The organism is Herpetosiphon gulosus (genome assembly GCF_039545135.1).
GTDB lineage: Bacteria > Chloroflexota > Chloroflexia > Chloroflexales > Herpetosiphonaceae > Herpetosiphon > Herpetosiphon gulosus.
In genome coordinates, this window is sequence record NZ_BAABRU010000033.1 from 1 (window position 1) to 15,919 (window position 15,919).

Here is a 15,919-nt window from a genome sequence, read left to right on the forward strand (position 1 = left end):
ATATCCAAACATCTAAAAACTGCTCTTGCCTAGCATGGGGTTGCATTGCTATAATAGCGCAGAGTTCCCCGTTTGCCTAGAGGAGTGTTGCAATGAATCGATCGTTGTTGTTGATCGCCCTAGGGCCAGTTCAGGAATTTATTGAGCAGGCTCGGCGCACCCGCGATGTCTGGTTTGGTTCGTGGGTGCTCAGTCATCTTTCTAAAAAGGTCGCCCAAACCCTGCCACGCGAAGGCTTGATCTTTCCAACTGGCGAAAGCTTGCCCTCACCTGAACTCGAAAGGATTGATCCAACGCGCGAACGAATCAGTTATAGCAACCAAATTTTGGTGATCGTGCCCGATGCCCGAGCGGCAATTACCCAAGCTTATGGGGCTTTTAAGCAAGAAATTAAGCTATTCGTTAATAAACTTGATGATTTACTGCAAAAAGATCCCGATAGAATCTACAAAAATTACCCTGATGTGGACCAACGTGAGCAAATTGATTTACAGTTGTTTGATTTATTTGAGTTTCAGTATGCACACGTCGATCTTCCTGATGATCAACACTATGCGCAACAACGCAAAAAACTCTACCAATTATATACAGCGCGTAAAAATACTCGTAGTTTTGGTTCGATTAGGTGGGATCAGTCGCTTCCACGCCCTGAGCGTGAGGCTAAGTTACCACCAGCAGTACGCAGATCGACAAAACGTTCAAATAAATCATCGCTTGATGGCTGGCACACGATGGTAACCAGCGGCGATAAATCAGGTGAGAATCTCTCAGCCGTTGATTTGCTTAAACGCAAATTAAACCCTCATAATATTGACCCATCCTATCCCGAAGGGCTTAATGGCTTTCCAAGCACTTCGCATATGGCTGCGCTGGCATTTGCCCAAAGCATGCAGGATTCAGATTCTACAAAAATTACCCAAAAATGGGCAGAGTATATCGACACATTAGAAGAGCTTGATCCACGATTTACCGAATTTGAGCAGCTCCCACTGCGATTTCGTAATCAACAATTATTTTTCGGAACGTATGATGGCTCATTAATCTATGAATCACGTTTAGGCGATGATATTCCGATCCCAAATAAAGAATCTACTTCAGAACAAAAGTCCAAATATGATTCAAATCTTATAGATGCTCGGAAGGCTCTGCGGCATTTCTTAGGTGCAAAGACTCCTATTCCTTATTATGCGATTATTGCTGCCGATGGCGATAAAATGGGCGATTTAATCGATTCAATTACTGATGTACAAACCCATCGTAATTTATCCAAAGCTGTTACAGATTTTGCCCAAGCAGCAGCTCAGATTTTAGAGGAAAAATATCAAGCAGCAGTTATTTATGCTGGTGGCGATGATGTGTTAGCGCTCTTGCCATTGCATACAGTTTTACGCGCAACCAAGGAAATTAGCGATCTCTTTGTCGAATATATGCAAACACTAGCAGAGCAACAGGGTGTTAGCACGCCAACCCTCTCGGTTGGTGTGGCAATTGTGCATCATCTTGAAGCCTTGCAAGATTCTATTCAATTAGCTCGCAAGGCCGAGAAGTTAGCCAAAAAGCCGCGTAATGCCTTGGCAATTATTCTCAGCAAACGTAATGGCTCCGATAAAACAATTGTTGGTCAGTGGAATACAACATTTTATCACCATTTAAATGATTTAGTTAAGCTGCATTGCCAACAAACAATTCCCGATGGCTTTATTTTTGAGTTTGATGAATTGCTCAAACGCTTTGACTTTGGGTTGATCAACGAGCCAGCGGAACTTCAACAAACGCTCAAGATTATCGAACATGAATGGCAGCGCATATTAAAACGTAAACAAACGCAGCATGCTGGCAAAGCTAGCTTTTTGGCCGCTGAGATGATTAATCTGCTCCAAAGTATTATTGGCTATTGTGCGAGTCATGCCTCAAATTCTGCCAAACCAGACCAATATCTACGCGATTTTATCGCCATGAATCTGGTAGCGCGGGAGTTAGCTATGGTTCAAGCTTTATTTGAAAAGGCTCAGAGCCAAGGAGTAACCCAATAATGCCACGTGATCTCTGGCTGATCCAGCCGTTCAATTCCTTGGTGGTTGCTGATGGTCGCCCATTTGAAAACCAGCCAGGTGCTCGCGCCAAAAGCCTGAGTTTTCCGCCGCCTTCGGTCACTGCTGGCGGTTTTCGCGCCCGCGCGGGCGTAAAGGCAAACTACGATTTTGCTCAAAAATTAACCCCAGAGCAGCATAAAACGCTGTTAAATATGCAGGTGCATGGTCCAATTCTGCTCAAAGAATCGCTTGATTTGCTGATTCCATTTGTTGCAATCCCCGCCGATGCCTTGATTCGCCAAGATGGTTCAAATGTCACATGCTATCGCTTGCAGCCACTTGATCCTGCCTATTTTCCAAGCGAACAGACCGATCTTAATCAGCCCGATCCTAAACATCCCAATCAACCAAGGTTTGCCTTGGTTGGCAGTCAACAGTTGACCAAAGGTAAAGCACCCGCAAACCTGCCACGCTTTTGGAACTGGGATGGGCTGTTTTTGCCGTGGTTGATCAATCCACACATCCATGAATTCAGCCTTGAACAGCAAGTAGCCGATGGCCAGATGCTTGATTTAGAGCGCGATACACGGACGCATGTGGGAATTACAGCCAGCACCCAAGTTGCCGAGGACGGCCAATTATTCCAAACTCAAGGCTTAAATTTTCATACCTTGGCGGCTAGCTATAGTTTAGGCCTTTGGAGCGAAACCCCAATCGATTCGGCAGTGGCAAGTTTAGGCGCTGAACGGCGCTTGATCAATTGGCGGCAATCAGCGATCCCTGTTTCGCCCAACTTTACAAACATCCATCCAGCGATTTTAAATGATATTAAGCAAGCTAAACACTGTCGGATTGTGCTCTTAACCCCAGCCATTTGGGATGCAGGCTTTTATCCAAACAAATTACCAACCTTTGAATTGCCGATCACAGCCACCATTAAAGCCGTGGTCAATCCTCGGCCCGAATATGTTTCAGGCTGGGATTTGCAAGCCCAAACACCCAGAGAGACCCGCCGCCTCGCTGCCGCTGGAACTGTGCTATTCGTTGAATTGGCTGGCAGTGAGGCTGAGATTGAGCAATGGGCGCACCAAATCTGGTTTCACAACATTAGTAGTTGCGATAAAAAACCTAAAGAGGGCCATATCGCTGACCAAGCTGCGAAAGATGGCTTTGGCTTAGCGGTGTTGGGCACATGGAATGATGGCTATTTACAGGAGCTAGCGTGATGTTTAAGCGTAAACCTTCAGCTGAACCACCCAAGATTGAAATTCCAGATAAAAATAAAAGTGTGACGATCATCCGCAGCTACCGTGTAATTACGCCCTTGATGGGTGGCGGGGTCAGAACGAATCAAAATGACCTTAGTTTTCTGATTCGGCCAACTAGTATTCGCGGCCAATTGCGCTTTTGGTGGCGAGCTTGTTTTGGTGGCAGCGCAAATCTTGACACTGATACATTGCCAGATGAAACTGCGCAACAACGTTGGCTCCTTGAACAGATGTTTGAGCGTGAATCAGCAATTTTCGGCCAAGCTGCTTACTATAGCGAAGATTCAAGTGAGCCAAAAAAAGTAATTGGCAAAGGTGCGTCAGCAATCCAAATTGAAGTTAATGTGACCAACAAAGGGAAAACAATTCAGTATCCACATCATAAGAAAGGCTTGATTCCTATTTATGATATCGATTCTCCCTACAGCTATGCCGCATTTCCATTAAAAGACGCGCATGATCCCTTGATAAATATTGAATTTACACTAACTATTCGCTTGAACTATGCAGACCAGCGTGGAGAATTGGAGAAAGTCCTGTGGGCTTGGCAAACCTTTGGTGGCATTGGGGCACGCACGCGGCGGGGCTTTGGGGTTTTGCAACGAATTGATAGCCAAGTTGATCACTATGCCTTTACTAATAAAGCTCAATTAGAACGACAGATCAAGGAGATTATTGGCAACCGCAGCTATTGGCCAAATGATGTTCCCCATCTTTCTGCCAAGATGCAATTACGCTTACTTAACCTCACGCAAGATCCTTTGAAGATTTGGGCTGATTTGCTCAAACGCTATAAAGAATTTCGCCAACAGCGCAACGAGAGCGATCAGCCAAACCGCCCAGGTCGCAGCCGTTGGCCAGAGCCAGATGCGCTGCGACGACTCACTCGCCAACGCTCACGCATGCATGAACGGCCAGTTAGCGAGCTTGATGCCTTCCCACGCGGCGAATTTGGCTTACCAATTATGTTCCATTTCAAAGATAGCGATGATCCGGTTGATTCAGAACTGCGACTCCAAGCCAGTTCAGACTTGAAACAACAGAAGGGTGATCGTTTTGCTAGCCCAATGCTGCTCAAGCCCGTCGCTTCAAATGGTCAACTTTTTGGATTAATCGCAGTACTTGAAGGCAGCACGCTTAATGGTCGGCAGCCAATTATCAAAAATCGCCGGATCACTGCTGCCGCAGTAACCATCGAAGTATCGGAGAATCAGGCTAGGACAATTGTTGATAATCATCGCCATCCCATCCTTACAACTTCCGGTGTTATTACTAGCTTTCTTGCAACGATAGAGGAAGAATAATGCAAACTCATCTCATTTTTGTGCATGCACTTTCGCCAATTCATGCTGGCACGGGCCAAAGCGTCGATGTGATTGACTTACCGATTGCCCGCGAAAAAGCCACCAATCTACCCTATATTCCTGGATCATCGGTCAAAGGGGTGATTCGTGATGTTTTTAATGCCGAACCTGATCAGAAAGATAGGATTTTTGGATCTGAACAACAGGCTGGCGATGCGATTTTTGCCGATCAACGCTTGCTGCTCTTGCCAATTCGCAGTTTGTATGGCACGTTTGCTTGGGTAACCTCGCCCTATGTGCTCAGCCGATTTGTGCGTGAGGCCCAAACCAGCAAGCTTCGGCCACCAGAAATTAAGCACAGTGAGTTAGCCTTAATTAGCCAAAATAGTGTATTAAGCTATCAACAAAAAGTCTACCTTGAAGATCTTGACCTTGAGGCAGGCCCAGATGCTGATGCTTGGGCTGGCTGGCTGGCTAGCCAACTGTTTCCCGATAAGCCCGATTGGCAAACAATTCTTAAAGAACGACTATGTATTGTGCCTGATGAGATTTTTAACTTCTTGGTGACCACCGCAACCGAAATTACCGCCCGCATCCGATTGGAAGATGATACAAAAGTCGTGAGAAAGGGCGGCCTTTGGTATGAAGAAGCCTTGCCTGCTGAAACAATCTTAGCTGGAATTGTGGCGATCAATGATCAAAAGGGCAATAACAATGCAGCAGAGGTTGGAGATGCACTTGATCAAGTCGCTAAACAAAAACTCATTCAATTTGGCGGCAATGCAACGGTTGGTCGAGGGTTGTGTCAACTTACGGTAGTGCGAGGAGATCATTAATGTCAAACCTAGAACGCCAAACCCTCGAGCAACGCTATGCAACCAAGGTTTACGAAAAAGCCAATGTTTACGGTGAGAAAACAAAAGAGGAACGCACACGCTATGGGAATTTAGCATTTAGCTTACCAATTATGATTCATAGCGCAGGCCTCGTCCAAGCGCTGCATTTTGCCAGCACCCGCAAAAAAGCTGAACAAAAACAGTTTTTACAAGATTTGGCTGAGATTTTAGAATTTAAGAATACGCAAGAATTACTTGATAAGAGTCGAACCGCCCAAATCACCGAATATATGCGCTTGACGCGGCAAACCTTGGCAGTGTTGGTTTGGTTCAAACGCTTTGCCCAATCGATCCTTGAGCTTGAGGCCAGTGATGTAACAGATTTAGCGAATGAGGGAGAATAATGCGACGAGACGCACTATCCCAAATCAAGTCAAGCGCTACAACTCATGCAGGCTTGTGGCTTGATCGATTTTTACCTAAAGCTGGCGCTGATGATCAGACCAAAGCTAAAGCCAGTTTGGTCGAGGAGGTAGCCGGGTTGAAAGTTCCAGAGCTTTATAACCGGGTTTACGAGCGCTGGAAAGCTAGTCTTGATCAGGATGATATTATGTGTCGCGAAGCCACGGTGCAAGGACGCATGATTGTGGGCTTGGGCAACACGAGTCCAATCGAAACGTCAATTTGCTTGCAGCATACGTATGGTGTCCCCTACATTCCAGGCAGCGCGATCAAAGGCTTGGTTGCGGCCTATGCGCGGCAGCAGCTTGGCGATGAATGGGCTAAGGGTTCAGAGACCCAAGCTGAAAAGCCGTTGAATGCCTACCAAACGATGTTCGGGCATCCTGAAAGTGCTGGCTATCTGACCTTCTTTGATGCCTTGCATATTCCCAATAGTAGCCAACCATTGGCAATCGATGTGATGACTCCGCATCATATGAGCTATCAGCAGGGCAATTTACAAGCGCCCACCGACTTCGATTCGCCCAATCCGGTGGCCTTTCTGAGTGCAACGGGTAGCTATTTATTTGCCATCGGTGGCGAAAAAGCGTGGGTCACGGCAGCTTTTGCAATTCTGGAAAAAGCCTTACTTGAATATGGCGTGGGGGCTAAAACCTCTAGTGGCTATGGCCGTTTGAAGTTGGCCCCACTGCCACCAGATCCGCTTGAGCAATTCAAAAACGATCTTGAGCGCTTGCCACAGCATCAATATAATAATCAAATTGGTCGTTTTATTGACCGCTGTAAAGCTTTACAAGACTCAAAATTACAAGTTAAAGCTGCTACTTTCATTCTTGAAAAAGTTCGCAATCATCCCCGTGCGAAAGATTTACTAACCAAGCCAAGGTTTACCGAATTAATCACATTTATTGAGCAGAATTCCTAGCTATAAACTAATCGAGCCACATGCACTTGGTATGTGGCTCTCCATTGATTCTTCATCAATCACCCTCAGCCGCCAAATGAGTTGGCAAGCCATCAATACTCACGAGATTTTTCTCGGCGCGATAATTTGCTAAGCCTTGTTCGCCCTTGGCCTCAGCCCAACGTAAGGCAGTATCGCGCTGCCCAACCAACTCCATCAAGGGCACGCCAAAACCACATGATGTTTGCACCCGCTCAATATCAGCCAGCACAATTTGGCGGATGCCTGGATAGTGCGGAAACTGCGCTAGCTCGGCTTCCCATTCGGCCATCGTCGGCACAATTACCCGCCCACGCCCATACAAACGCAAAATCCGTGGTGCTCCCACAAAGGCACAAAACATCAAAGTAATTCGGCCATTTTCTAAAATATGGGCTGAGGTTTCATTGCCACTGCCAGTTAAATCTAAGTAAGCAACCTGCTTGGGCGAGTGAATGCGTAGGCAATCCAAGCCTTTGGGCGATAGATTGACATGACCATCGGCAGCCAAGGGGGCACTCGCCACAAAAAATAGTGGTTGTTGGGCGATAAATGCCTGTAATTCAGCGGTTAGCTCAGGGTGTAATTTAGCCATTGAATTCTCCATCAAGCAATCAATCCTGCTAGCGCTTCAATTGTAGCGCGATCTGCAAATTATTCCCTCTTCGCAAGCAGCAAATTGAGCATTTACAAACAAATGTTTCAAAAACTCTTGACATGTGACCATTTAGTCACATATAATAGAGCTATGGAACAAGAACTTATCTTTCGTGCTTTGGCCGACCCATCACGGCGGCAGTTGCTTGATCTGCTATTTGAGCGCGATGGCCGCACGCTCAAGGAGTTAGAAGCGGCACTACCGATGACCCGTTTTGGGGTAATGAAACATTTACGGGTGCTTGAAGAAGCTAGCCTAATTGTCACCCGTAAAGTTGGCCGCGAACGCTTGCACTATCTCAATCCAGTCCCAATTCAACTTATTTCCGACCGTTGGATCAGCAAATATGCCGCAGCGCGAGTGATGGCCTTAGTTGATCTCAAAATGGCGCTAGAAGGAGGAAGTAGCATGACCACAGCAGCAAAGCCGAAGTTGGTCTATCAAACCATTATCCGAGCCTCACAGCAACAAGTCTGGGAGGCAATCACCAAGCCGGAATTTACCACGCGCTACTACTATGGCTGCGCAGTTGACACCAATTTAGCGGTTGGTTCAGCCTTCAACTACCAGCGTAGCAATGGAGCAGCGATTGTTGAAGGCCAAGTGGTTGAAGTCGATGCTCCCAATCGCTTAGTGCATACCTACCATTCGCTCTGGCCACCGATGAACGAAGATGCGCCAACCAAAGTAACGTGGGAGCTAGAAGCACTGCCAGGCGGCATCACCAAAGTTACGGTTGTGCACGAAGATTTCCAAGGCGAAACCGCTACCTACCAAGGGCTAAACAGCGGTGGCTGGACATGGATTCTGAGCAACTTGAAAACCTTACTCGAAACAGGTGAAGCCTTGCCCGAAGAATATTAAGCAGGCGTATAGGCCATAGCACGCTTGATAATTCATGTTTCACGCTTCAGCGGTCCACTTTTAGCGAGTCGTTGCTGGCGTTTTAGCAATCAGGAGCTTTGTTGAATGATTATTAACCAAGCGATGCTCTGGCGACAGTTCGACACGACGATCACCAACCTTGACCAGGCGATTAGCACTTGCCCCGATCACCTGTGGGAAAGCCAATTATGGCCAGACGAGCCAGAGCAATGGGTCGCGGCGGGCTTTTCGCGCTTTTGGTATCTGGCCTATCACACGCTCTTTTGGCTTGATCTCTATCTGACTGGAGCTGAAGAAGGCTTTATGCCACCAGCACCATTTGATTTGGTAGAAATGCAGGCCAACGAAAACCTTCCGCGCACCTATACTCGCGCTGAGTTACTTGCATATTTGGCTCATTGTCGCCAAGCCTGCCAAACCACGATCAACAATCTCTCAGCCGAACAAGCCTTGCGCAACTGTAGCTTTGCTTGGGGCCAAGTGCCATTTGGTGAGTTGTTGCTCTACAATTTGCGCCATGTTCAAGAGCATGCCGCCCACTTACACATGTTTCTTGGTATGCAGGTCAGCAAAGCCTAATTTCGAGTACAAAAAAAGAGTTGTCGCTTTTCAGCAACAACTCTAGTTGGTGAGCCGGGTGGGGATCGAACCCACGACCAGCGGATTAAAAGTCCGATGCTCTACCACTGAGCTACCGGCCCAACGCGTGGGAGTATAGCACACTCTTAATAAAATTGCAAATGATAAGGTTCACAAACTTTTTAATCTAATACAACCTGAGCGGCGCGGCCAATTTGGCCGCGCCGCTCTTTGTTTTTTATTGATGACGGGAAAGGGCTTCGGTGGTTGCTCCATCGCGGGATAGCACGTCGCGGTCAGGGCTGCCCCATTCGCTAAAGCCAACTTCGTCGGCTGAGACATTCAGGGCTTGCGCTGCAATAAAATCAGCCAAGTAGGGCGCAATTCGACCTTCACGAACGCCTTCATCCAAAGTAGAGATCAACTCAACAGTACCCATTGTTCCTCCTTATGTTGGTTGTTTGCTGCCGTCATCACCTTCTCCACTCTGGCTTAAATCAACTCAATCGCCAAGGCAACGGCTTCGCCACCACCTAAACAGAGGGTCGCGAGGCCACGCTTGCCACCACGTTCTTGCAAGGCATACACCAGCGTCGTCAAGACACGTGCACCGCTTGCTCCAATCGGGTGACCCAAAGCAACCGCCCCACCATTGACATTCAAGCGATCCCAATCGATCTTGAGGTCGTGGCCGTTGGCAAGAGCTTGGGCTGCAAAGGCTTCATTGAATTCATACAAATCATAATCGGCCAAGCTGGTATTGGTTACTTCAAGCAACCGGCGCACGGCAAAGGCTGGGGCGGTAAAGATTTCAAGTGGTTTCACACCAGCTTGGGCATAGCCAGTGATTCGTGCTAGTGGTTTGGCTCCCAGTTGTTGGGCTTTGGCCATGCTTGCCACCACCAAGGCCGAAGCTCCATCAGTAATGCCAGGCGCGTTGCCAGCGGTAACTGAGCCATCAGCTTTGAAGGCGGGTTTTAGTTTGGCCAAGGCTTCAACCGTGCTATCGGCGCGAACTGGCTCATCAGTATCAAAAATGGTTGCGCCTTTGCGGCTTTTGAGTTCAACTGGCACAATTTCGTTTTTGAACGCGCCACGGGCAATCGCAGCTGCTGCTTTGCGATGTGAATTGTAAGCAAATTCATCTTGCATTTCGCGGCTAACATTGCAAGCAGCGGCCACCCACTCGGCTGAATTGCCCATGTGATGATGCTCAACTGCACACCACAAGCCATCATGGACGACCGCATCTTGAATTTCGCCGTTGCCAAGGCGATAGCCAAAGCGGGCTTGAGGCAAGAGGTAGGGCGCTCGCGACATGTTTTCCATGCCACCAGCCACAATCACATCAGCATCGCCAGCTTTGATCATGCTGGCTGCCAACATCACGGCCTTCAAGCCTGAACCACAGACTTTATTAATGGTCAGGGCGCTCACGCCATCGGGCACACCAGCACCCAAAGCCGCTTGTCGCGCAGGTGCTTGACCCAGGCCCGCCCCAACCACATTACCCATAATCACTTCATCAACAACATCGCCGTTGATTCCAGCTCGCTCCAACGCGGCCTTAATTGCGATCGCACCGAGTTGAGGCGCAGTTAAATCAGCGAGGCTTCCGCCAAATTTGCCAATTGGCGTGCGGGCAGCACTCAACAACACCGGTTCGCGCTCGTTGCTCATGGGGCCATACTCCTTGATTTTGAACTAGCTAAAAGCCAGCAGCGCCGTTGCCACTGGCTTGTCTATTCAATAATTGTTCACTATCTTACCATAAAGTGTAGGAGCGATCTAGGTTAAATTTCACTCGCTAAAGCCTTCGCGCCAACGTTCAACCACGCCACGGCAGCGCCGCCCCAAGCGTGCCCGTAAGTTAAACAATTCGTTGACGGTTAAGCCCTCAGCTTGGGCCAAGGCCGAAATATTGGTTTGCTCAAACAAGAGTTCATTCCATAAACGCTGGGCAACCGCATACAGCGGGTCATCATCCATTGCCACGACAACCTTGAAAATTTCGCGTTTCAGTTGACGTAACATCACCAGATCATCAACCGCTGGATCAGGCGCGACTAAGCTATCTTGCTGAAATTGGCTTTGGCTTAAATAATAAACTTGCTGGGTTGATAGATTCGGCATATCAGCATGCTGCTGATTAAATCCCATTCCACCACGTTTCAAGGCATTGGTAGCCCGTCGCCACTGCAACACGGCTCGCCGCGTTATCTGATAAATATAGGTGCTTAGTCGCGCTTCAAAGCGAAATTGGTCAAGATTTTGGATCACATCAGCATAGGCGCAGACATCTGGTGAGCGATCATCAAGGTAAAGATCATCAACACCGAGCACATGGCGTTGCTTTAAACAGTGCATAATATACTGATACACTTGGTGGCAGACCGCTTCATGCTCAGGATGCAGTGGATCAAGCGCCGCTTGAACTGTCGCATAATCATGCCAAAGATTAATCGTTATATCAGTTAATGTAGCGTTTGTAGCATGTTGACTATAGTGGGCAAGTAATTTTGCTAAGTGATTGTGTTGTTTTGGGGTTAAATTCCAATCTTGGGCAATTGCGACGGTTGCGACAAGCGTCAAATATTGTTTATGCGAGTTCATTCTGGCCTCCACCATTGTCTAGTGTGTCGCGCTCGATTGACACAGCTATACCTTAGCGAAGGCCATGCGACAGCCATGCGACAATTTTTGAGCTAAAAGCTTGTCGCAGCCAATAAAAAAACAGCGCCAACCAAAATTGGTCAGCGCTGTTCGATCAATTCAATCGATTAACTAGAAGCCATATTCACGCCAGCGTTTGGTCACTCGATCCACAATCGATTGGGTCATGCGAATGTCCTGAGGCCATTCGCGGGGGAACCGATCAATATCTTGGCGCTTGCGGGTGGCATCAATCCCCATTTTGTGGCCGTAAGCAAAGTGATCAGCCGAGTGATCGAGGGCATCAAGTGGCCCTTCCACAATCACCGTATCACGCTGCGGATCAACGTTCGATGTGACATGGAACAGCACTTGGTTCATATCCTGCACATCAATATCTTCATCGACCACAATAATAAATTTGGTCAGCGACATGAGCATCAAGCCCCACAAGCCATACATTACTTTACGTACTTGGCCAGGGTATTTTTTCTTGATGCTGACTACCAACAGATTATGGAATGTACCTTCGGCAGGCATATTGACATCGATCACCTCAGGCACGACCAACTGCATCAATGGCAAGAACAAGCGCTCGGTCGCTTTGCCCAGCCAATAATCTTCTTGCGGTGGATAGCCCACAATTGTCGTGGGATAAATTGCATCCTTGCGCATGGTAATTGCGGTCAAGTGCATCACAGGATATTGATCGGCCAGCGAATAGTAGCCAGTATGATCGCCGAATGGTCCTTCAAGCCGACTTTCGCTGGGGTCAACATAACCTTCGAGAATAATTTCGGCATTGGCGGGCACTTCCAGATCGATCGTTTTACATTTGACCATCTCAACCCGTTCGCGCCGTAACCAACCAGCCAACATAATTTCGTCGATGCCTGGTGGCAACGGAGCCGAGCCAGAGTAGATCGTGGCATAATCGCCGCCAATCGCCACGGCAACCGGCAGTTTTACCCCGCCTTTGCGCAGCGCCTCGCGTTGATGTTCAGTGCCACCTTTGTGAATTTGCCAGTGCATGCCAACGGTTTTTTCATCGTAAACCTGCACTCGATACATGCCTACATTGCGAATACCTTTGTAGGGATCGCGTGAAATCACCGTGGTCAGGGTGACGTAGCGGCCACCATCATCAGGCCAGCATTTCAAAATTGGCAATTTATTCAAATCAATTTGGTCGCCAGTCCAAACAATATCTTGACAGGGAGCGCTGGCAACCGTTTTAGGCCGATAGCGCACAAGTTCCGAAAGCTCGCTGACTTTTTTAAGCTTATCGAAAACGCCTTCGGGAACTTCAGGCTTGACCACGCTAGCCAAACGGGCCCGCAGATCGTCAAGCTTTTCTAAGCCCAAGGCCCAAGCCATGCGCTGCTCAGTGCCAACTCCATTGATCAAAACTGGTATGTCTGAGCCAATTACATTTTCAAATAATAAAGCGACATTGCCTTGACCTTGCTTCATTTTAGAAACACGGTCGGTAATTTCAGTGATTTCAAGATCAGCCGAAACTGGCGTTTTGATCCGTTTCAATTCGCCGCGCTTTTCCAAAAACGCGATCCATTCGCGTAAATCGCTGAACGTCGTTGGTATTTTTGCTGCCACAATAACGCTCCATTGCAGATGCTGCTCACAAATCTTTGTGCATTGTATCACGATTTACGCAAGCTTTGCCGCGCTGGATGAACACGCTAGCTTCTGATAGCGGTGTGGTGATATTCGGTAAGCTGACTGAGTAGATGATGTAGGAAAGAGGCTAGCCAGCAGAGTTTTAGATTTTAACGCAGAGGCGCAGAGTGATGAGGAGCTAGGGGTCAGAGATTAGCTCATCAGAGTTTAGATTTTAGCGCAGAGGCACAGAGCATATGAGGCTATTGGCAACCGGAAGCTAAACCATAAACCCCTATCGCCAAAAGCCCATAGTCTCATCCTTTATTCCTCTACGGCGAAAACCTTGATTGGCTGATAGCCGGTTTCGCGCAATACGGCAATCGCTACTAATTGGCCTGCTTGATCGAGCAATCCAACCCGTTCAACCTGGCTATCAACCTGCACGACTCGGCCCATGCGCACATCCGCCACAGCCGCATCAGCCAAATTAATTAATGGCCAGTTGGCAAGCGCTGCCTGTGGTGGCAATAAAGCTGCGGCAAAAGCCTCAGGCTGTTGATCAAGTTTGGCCAAGCTAATGCTGTTGCTCAAATCAAAGGCTCCAGCGCGGGTACGGCGTAAGGCAGTTAAATGCGCACCACAACCAAGCAATGCTCCAATATCACGGGCAATCGCTCGAATATACGTGCCTTTGCTGCAATCGACAGCAATTGTTAATTGTTGGGCATCCCATGCCAAGAGATCAAGTTGCTCAATGGTGATTGGGCGGGCTGGTAATTCAATATGCTTGCCTTCGCGGGCATATTCATACATGCGCTTGCCATCAACCCGAATTGCCGCATATTGGGGTGGCACTTGCTCGATCGCGCCGCGAAATTGGCTAAGTACGCTTTCAATCAAAGCTGGATCAAGCGTGGGAATGGGTGCTTCGGCGATCACCGCGCCCTCAGCATCGTCGCTATCGGTGGTAATGCCAAGCCGCAGGGTTGCAGTATAGGCTTTACGCTCTTCCTCAAGCAGATATTCTAGCAAGCGCGTGGCGTTACCCAAGGCGATCGGCAGTACGCCTGTTGCCATGGGATCAAGCGTGCCGCCATGACCAACCCGTTTCTGACGAGCATTACGTTTGACCACCCGCACCACATCGGTCGAGGTTATACCTTGAGGTTTATCGATGTTTAAAAATCCATGCACCATATACAACAATGGCCCGTTGATCAACGAGCCATCAACCTTTCTATTAATTTAGGCTAAGGCCGCTCGTAATTCATTTAATACCAAATCGCGAGCTTCGGTCAAACCCATTTGCAAGGTTGCGCCAGCCGCCTCGCGATGGCCGCCACCGCCCAGCGCATGGGCCACGCTGCCAACATCTATGCCTGGCTTCGAGCGCAAACTGATTTTGACCGTGCCATCACGTCGCTCTTTAAACAGCACATAAGCTTTGGCGGTGGCTACGCGGCTGAGATAGGCGGTAATTTCATCGCCTGCCTCATCATCAGCCCCGGTACCTTGTTGCATGGCTTGGGTAAATTCAGTCCAGATGATATCGCCTTCATCGTGCATGCGCTCTATCGCTAAGCCCAAAGCTTTGGCATGGGCAAACGGCTTGCCATACATCATCGAACGCATCACATCATTTAAGCGCCCACCAACTGCCAACAAATCGGCGGCCACCCGCAAGGTGCGCGGGCTAGTGTGGGCGGTCTGGAAACTTTGGGTATCAGTCACCAAGCCCATCAACAAGGCTGTGGCGGTTTCAGCATCAATCGCTTGATTCCAAGCATGGGCCAGCAACCCCAAGATTTCGCAGGTTGCCGCTGCCTCGGTCATGACTAAATTTAAAAAGCCCTCACCGCTGTTGGTGGCATGGTGGTCGATTACCAATAGCGGACGCTGAGTCAAATAGGCGCGTTCAGCACTAAAAATCGGTTCAATTCGCGAGATGCTGCCAGTATCGACTAACACCACTAAATCAACATCGTCGGGCAAGCTTGCGCCCTGGTTATAGACCCCAACTTCGGGAGCATCGGGCAACACCACCGCCAAACTTGGCAGATCGGTTGGCAAAACCATGGTTACCCGACAGCCCATCGCCCGTAGGATGCGGGTTAGCCCGATGCTCGAACCAACTGCATCGCCATCAGGATTGATATGCGAGGTAACCAAAATGTGGCGTGCGGCGGTCATGGCTTCACGCAAGGCTGGAGCCGCTTGTTGAATAGTGGTATACAGCATCGTGGTATCCTTATTCGTCGTCTAGTTTGGGTGGATTAACCCGCCGTTCCTCATCGACTTGGTTAAACAGCGTGTCCATATATTGACGGGTATCAATCGTCACGTCAAGATGGAAATGTAACTCAGGCACGGCCCGCAGTTTCATCTGTTGGCCAAGCTCACGCCGTAAAAAGCCCTTGGCTCGATCAAGCGTTGCCAGCGAATCTTTACGGGCGGTATCATCGCCCATCACGCTCACATTAATATTGGCATGATACAAATCTGGGCTAACATTGACGCTGGTGAGGGTTACAAACCCCAAGCGTGGATCTTGAATTTCAAATTGAATCGCGTTGCTCAAAATCGTTTTGATTTCTTCGGCAACTTGTTCAACTCGTTTGTTTTTTGCCATAACAGTCACTCCCACGGTAGTGATAATGCAGAATGGAGACAAACACATCT

Annotated in this window: 16 protein-coding genes and 1 tRNA gene; 8 read left to right on the forward strand and 9 right to left on the reverse strand. The window is 48.5% G+C overall.

What is annotated here, in order from left to right:
- The first annotated feature begins 92 nt into the window (after positions 1-92).
- The 6 genes from cas10 to cmr6 are packed head-to-tail and all read left to right on the forward strand — an operon-like array spanning position 93 to position 6,828.
- Complete coding sequence (gene cas10 / locus ABEB26_RS24340) at positions 93-2,033, forward strand: type III-B CRISPR-associated protein Cas10/Cmr2 (protein WP_345724694.1); 1,941 nt, start codon at positions 93-95, stop codon at positions 2,031-2,033.
- On the forward strand, positions 2,033-3,259 hold the full coding sequence (locus ABEB26_RS24345) for a type III-B CRISPR module-associated protein Cmr3 (RefSeq protein WP_345724695.1): 1,227 nt from the start codon (positions 2,033-2,035) through the stop codon (positions 3,257-3,259). The genes cas10 and ABEB26_RS24345 overlap by 1 nt, the downstream gene beginning before the upstream one ends.
- Entirely contained in the window at positions 3,259-4,605 is a 1,347-nt protein-coding gene (gene cmr1 / locus ABEB26_RS24350) for a type III-B CRISPR module RAMP protein Cmr1 (protein WP_345724696.1), read from the forward strand. Before ABEB26_RS24345 ends, cmr1 begins: the two co-directional genes overlap by 1 nt.
- Positions 4,605-5,441 carry a type III-B CRISPR module RAMP protein Cmr4 gene (gene cmr4 / locus ABEB26_RS24355; protein ID WP_345724697.1) on the forward strand — a complete coding sequence of 279 codons (837 nt, stop codon included), beginning with the start codon at positions 4,605-4,607 and terminating at the stop codon, positions 5,439-5,441. The genes cmr1 and cmr4 overlap by 1 nt, the downstream gene beginning before the upstream one ends.
- Positions 5,441-5,845, forward strand: coding sequence for a type III-B CRISPR module-associated protein Cmr5 (locus ABEB26_RS24360; RefSeq protein WP_345724698.1), 405 nt, complete (start codon positions 5,441-5,443; stop codon positions 5,843-5,845). Before cmr4 ends, ABEB26_RS24360 begins: the two co-directional genes overlap by 1 nt.
- Positions 5,845-6,828 carry a type III-B CRISPR module RAMP protein Cmr6 gene (gene cmr6 / locus ABEB26_RS24365; protein WP_345724699.1) on the forward strand — a complete coding sequence of 328 codons (984 nt, stop codon included), beginning with the start codon at positions 5,845-5,847 and terminating at the stop codon, positions 6,826-6,828. Before ABEB26_RS24360 ends, cmr6 begins: the two co-directional genes overlap by 1 nt.
- A gap of 55 nt (positions 6,829-6,883) precedes the next feature.
- Here the strand turns inward: cmr6 and ABEB26_RS24370 are convergent, their stop codons facing one another.
- Positions 6,884-7,441, reverse strand: coding sequence for a pyridoxamine 5'-phosphate oxidase family protein (locus ABEB26_RS24370; protein ID WP_345724700.1), 558 nt, complete (start codon positions 7,439-7,441; stop codon positions 6,884-6,886).
- 153 nt (positions 7,442-7,594) lie between these two features.
- Between ABEB26_RS24370 and ABEB26_RS24375 the strand changes: the two genes are divergently transcribed.
- Both ABEB26_RS24375 and ABEB26_RS24380 read left to right on the forward strand, forming a co-directional pair.
- Positions 7,595-8,368, forward strand: a complete 774-nt coding sequence (locus ABEB26_RS24375) for an ArsR/SmtB family transcription factor (RefSeq protein ID WP_345724701.1) — start codon at positions 7,595-7,597, stop codon at positions 8,366-8,368.
- A 105-nt stretch (positions 8,369-8,473) separates the two neighbouring features.
- Positions 8,474-8,968 (forward strand): DinB family protein, encoded by a 495-nt coding sequence (locus ABEB26_RS24380; protein ID WP_345724702.1) that lies wholly within the window; start codon positions 8,474-8,476, stop codon positions 8,966-8,968.
- Positions 8,969-9,015: 47 nt separating this feature from the next.
- Here ABEB26_RS24380 and ABEB26_RS24385 read toward each other — a convergent pair.
- The 8 genes from ABEB26_RS24385 to rbfA form a co-directional block, all read right to left on the reverse strand.
- Positions 9,016-9,090, reverse strand: a tRNA-Lys gene (locus ABEB26_RS24385).
- A gap of 116 nt (positions 9,091-9,206) precedes the next feature.
- A complete protein-coding gene (locus ABEB26_RS24390) occupies positions 9,207-9,407 on the reverse strand; it encodes a hypothetical protein (protein WP_345724703.1) in 201 nt (66 codons plus the stop codon).
- A 53-nt stretch (positions 9,408-9,460) separates the two neighbouring features.
- A complete protein-coding gene (locus ABEB26_RS24395) occupies positions 9,461-10,648 on the reverse strand; it encodes an acetyl-CoA C-acetyltransferase (RefSeq protein ID WP_345724704.1) in 1,188 nt (395 codons plus the stop codon).
- A gap of 120 nt (positions 10,649-10,768) precedes the next feature.
- Entirely contained in the window at positions 10,769-11,581 is an 813-nt protein-coding gene (locus tag ABEB26_RS24400) for a hypothetical protein (protein ID WP_345724705.1), read from the reverse strand.
- 171 nt (positions 11,582-11,752) lie between these two features.
- Positions 11,753-13,234, reverse strand: coding sequence for a menaquinone biosynthesis decarboxylase (locus ABEB26_RS24405; RefSeq protein WP_345724706.1), 1,482 nt, complete (start codon positions 13,232-13,234; stop codon positions 11,753-11,755).
- A gap of 327 nt (positions 13,235-13,561) precedes the next feature.
- On the reverse strand, positions 13,562-14,461 hold the full coding sequence (gene truB / locus ABEB26_RS24410) for a tRNA pseudouridine(55) synthase TruB (protein ID WP_345724707.1): 900 nt from the start codon (positions 14,459-14,461) through the stop codon (positions 13,562-13,564).
- A gap of 24 nt (positions 14,462-14,485) precedes the next feature.
- Entirely contained in the window at positions 14,486-15,478 is a 993-nt protein-coding gene (locus tag ABEB26_RS24415; RefSeq protein WP_345724708.1) for a DHH family phosphoesterase, read from the reverse strand.
- A gap of 10 nt (positions 15,479-15,488) precedes the next feature.
- Positions 15,489-15,869, reverse strand: coding sequence for a 30S ribosome-binding factor RbfA (rbfA, locus tag ABEB26_RS24420; protein WP_012188036.1), 381 nt, complete (start codon positions 15,867-15,869; stop codon positions 15,489-15,491).
- Positions 15,870-15,919 lie beyond the last annotated feature (50 nt).

Bases quoted from the DNA above. Each gene is read 5' to 3' on its own strand.
- cas10 (WP_345724694.1), top strand. From the start codon at position 93: ATGAATCGATCGTTGTTGTTGATCGCCCTAGGGCCAGTTCAGGAATTT.
- ABEB26_RS24345 (WP_345724695.1), top strand. From the start codon at position 2,033: ATGCCACGTGATCTCTGGCTGATCCAGCCGTTCAATTCCTTGGTGGTT.
- cmr1 (WP_345724696.1), top strand. From the start codon at position 3,259: ATGTTTAAGCGTAAACCTTCAGCTGAACCACCCAAGATTGAAATTCCA.
- cmr4 (WP_345724697.1), top strand. From the start codon at position 4,605: ATGCAAACTCATCTCATTTTTGTGCATGCACTTTCGCCAATTCATGCT.
- ABEB26_RS24360 (WP_345724698.1), top strand. From the start codon at position 5,441: ATGTCAAACCTAGAACGCCAAACCCTCGAGCAACGCTATGCAACCAAG.
- cmr6 (WP_345724699.1), top strand. From the start codon at position 5,845: ATGCGACGAGACGCACTATCCCAAATCAAGTCAAGCGCTACAACTCAT.
- ABEB26_RS24370 (WP_345724700.1), bottom strand. From the start codon at position 7,441: ATGGCTAAATTACACCCTGAGCTAACCGCTGAATTACAGGCATTTATC.
- ABEB26_RS24375 (WP_345724701.1), top strand. From the start codon at position 7,595: ATGGAACAAGAACTTATCTTTCGTGCTTTGGCCGACCCATCACGGCGG.
- ABEB26_RS24380 (WP_345724702.1), top strand. From the start codon at position 8,474: ATGATTATTAACCAAGCGATGCTCTGGCGACAGTTCGACACGACGATC.
- ABEB26_RS24390 (WP_345724703.1), bottom strand. From the start codon at position 9,407: ATGGGTACTGTTGAGTTGATCTCTACTTTGGATGAAGGCGTTCGTGAA.
- ABEB26_RS24395 (WP_345724704.1), bottom strand. From the start codon at position 10,648: ATGAGCAACGAGCGCGAACCGGTGTTGTTGAGTGCTGCCCGCACGCCA.
- ABEB26_RS24400 (WP_345724705.1), bottom strand. From the start codon at position 11,581: ATGAACTCGCATAAACAATATTTGACGCTTGTCGCAACCGTCGCAATT.
- ABEB26_RS24415 (WP_345724708.1), bottom strand. From the start codon at position 15,478: ATGCTGTATACCACTATTCAACAAGCGGCTCCAGCCTTGCGTGAAGCC.
- rbfA (WP_012188036.1), bottom strand. From the start codon at position 15,869: ATGGCAAAAAACAAACGAGTTGAACAAGTTGCCGAAGAAATCAAAACG.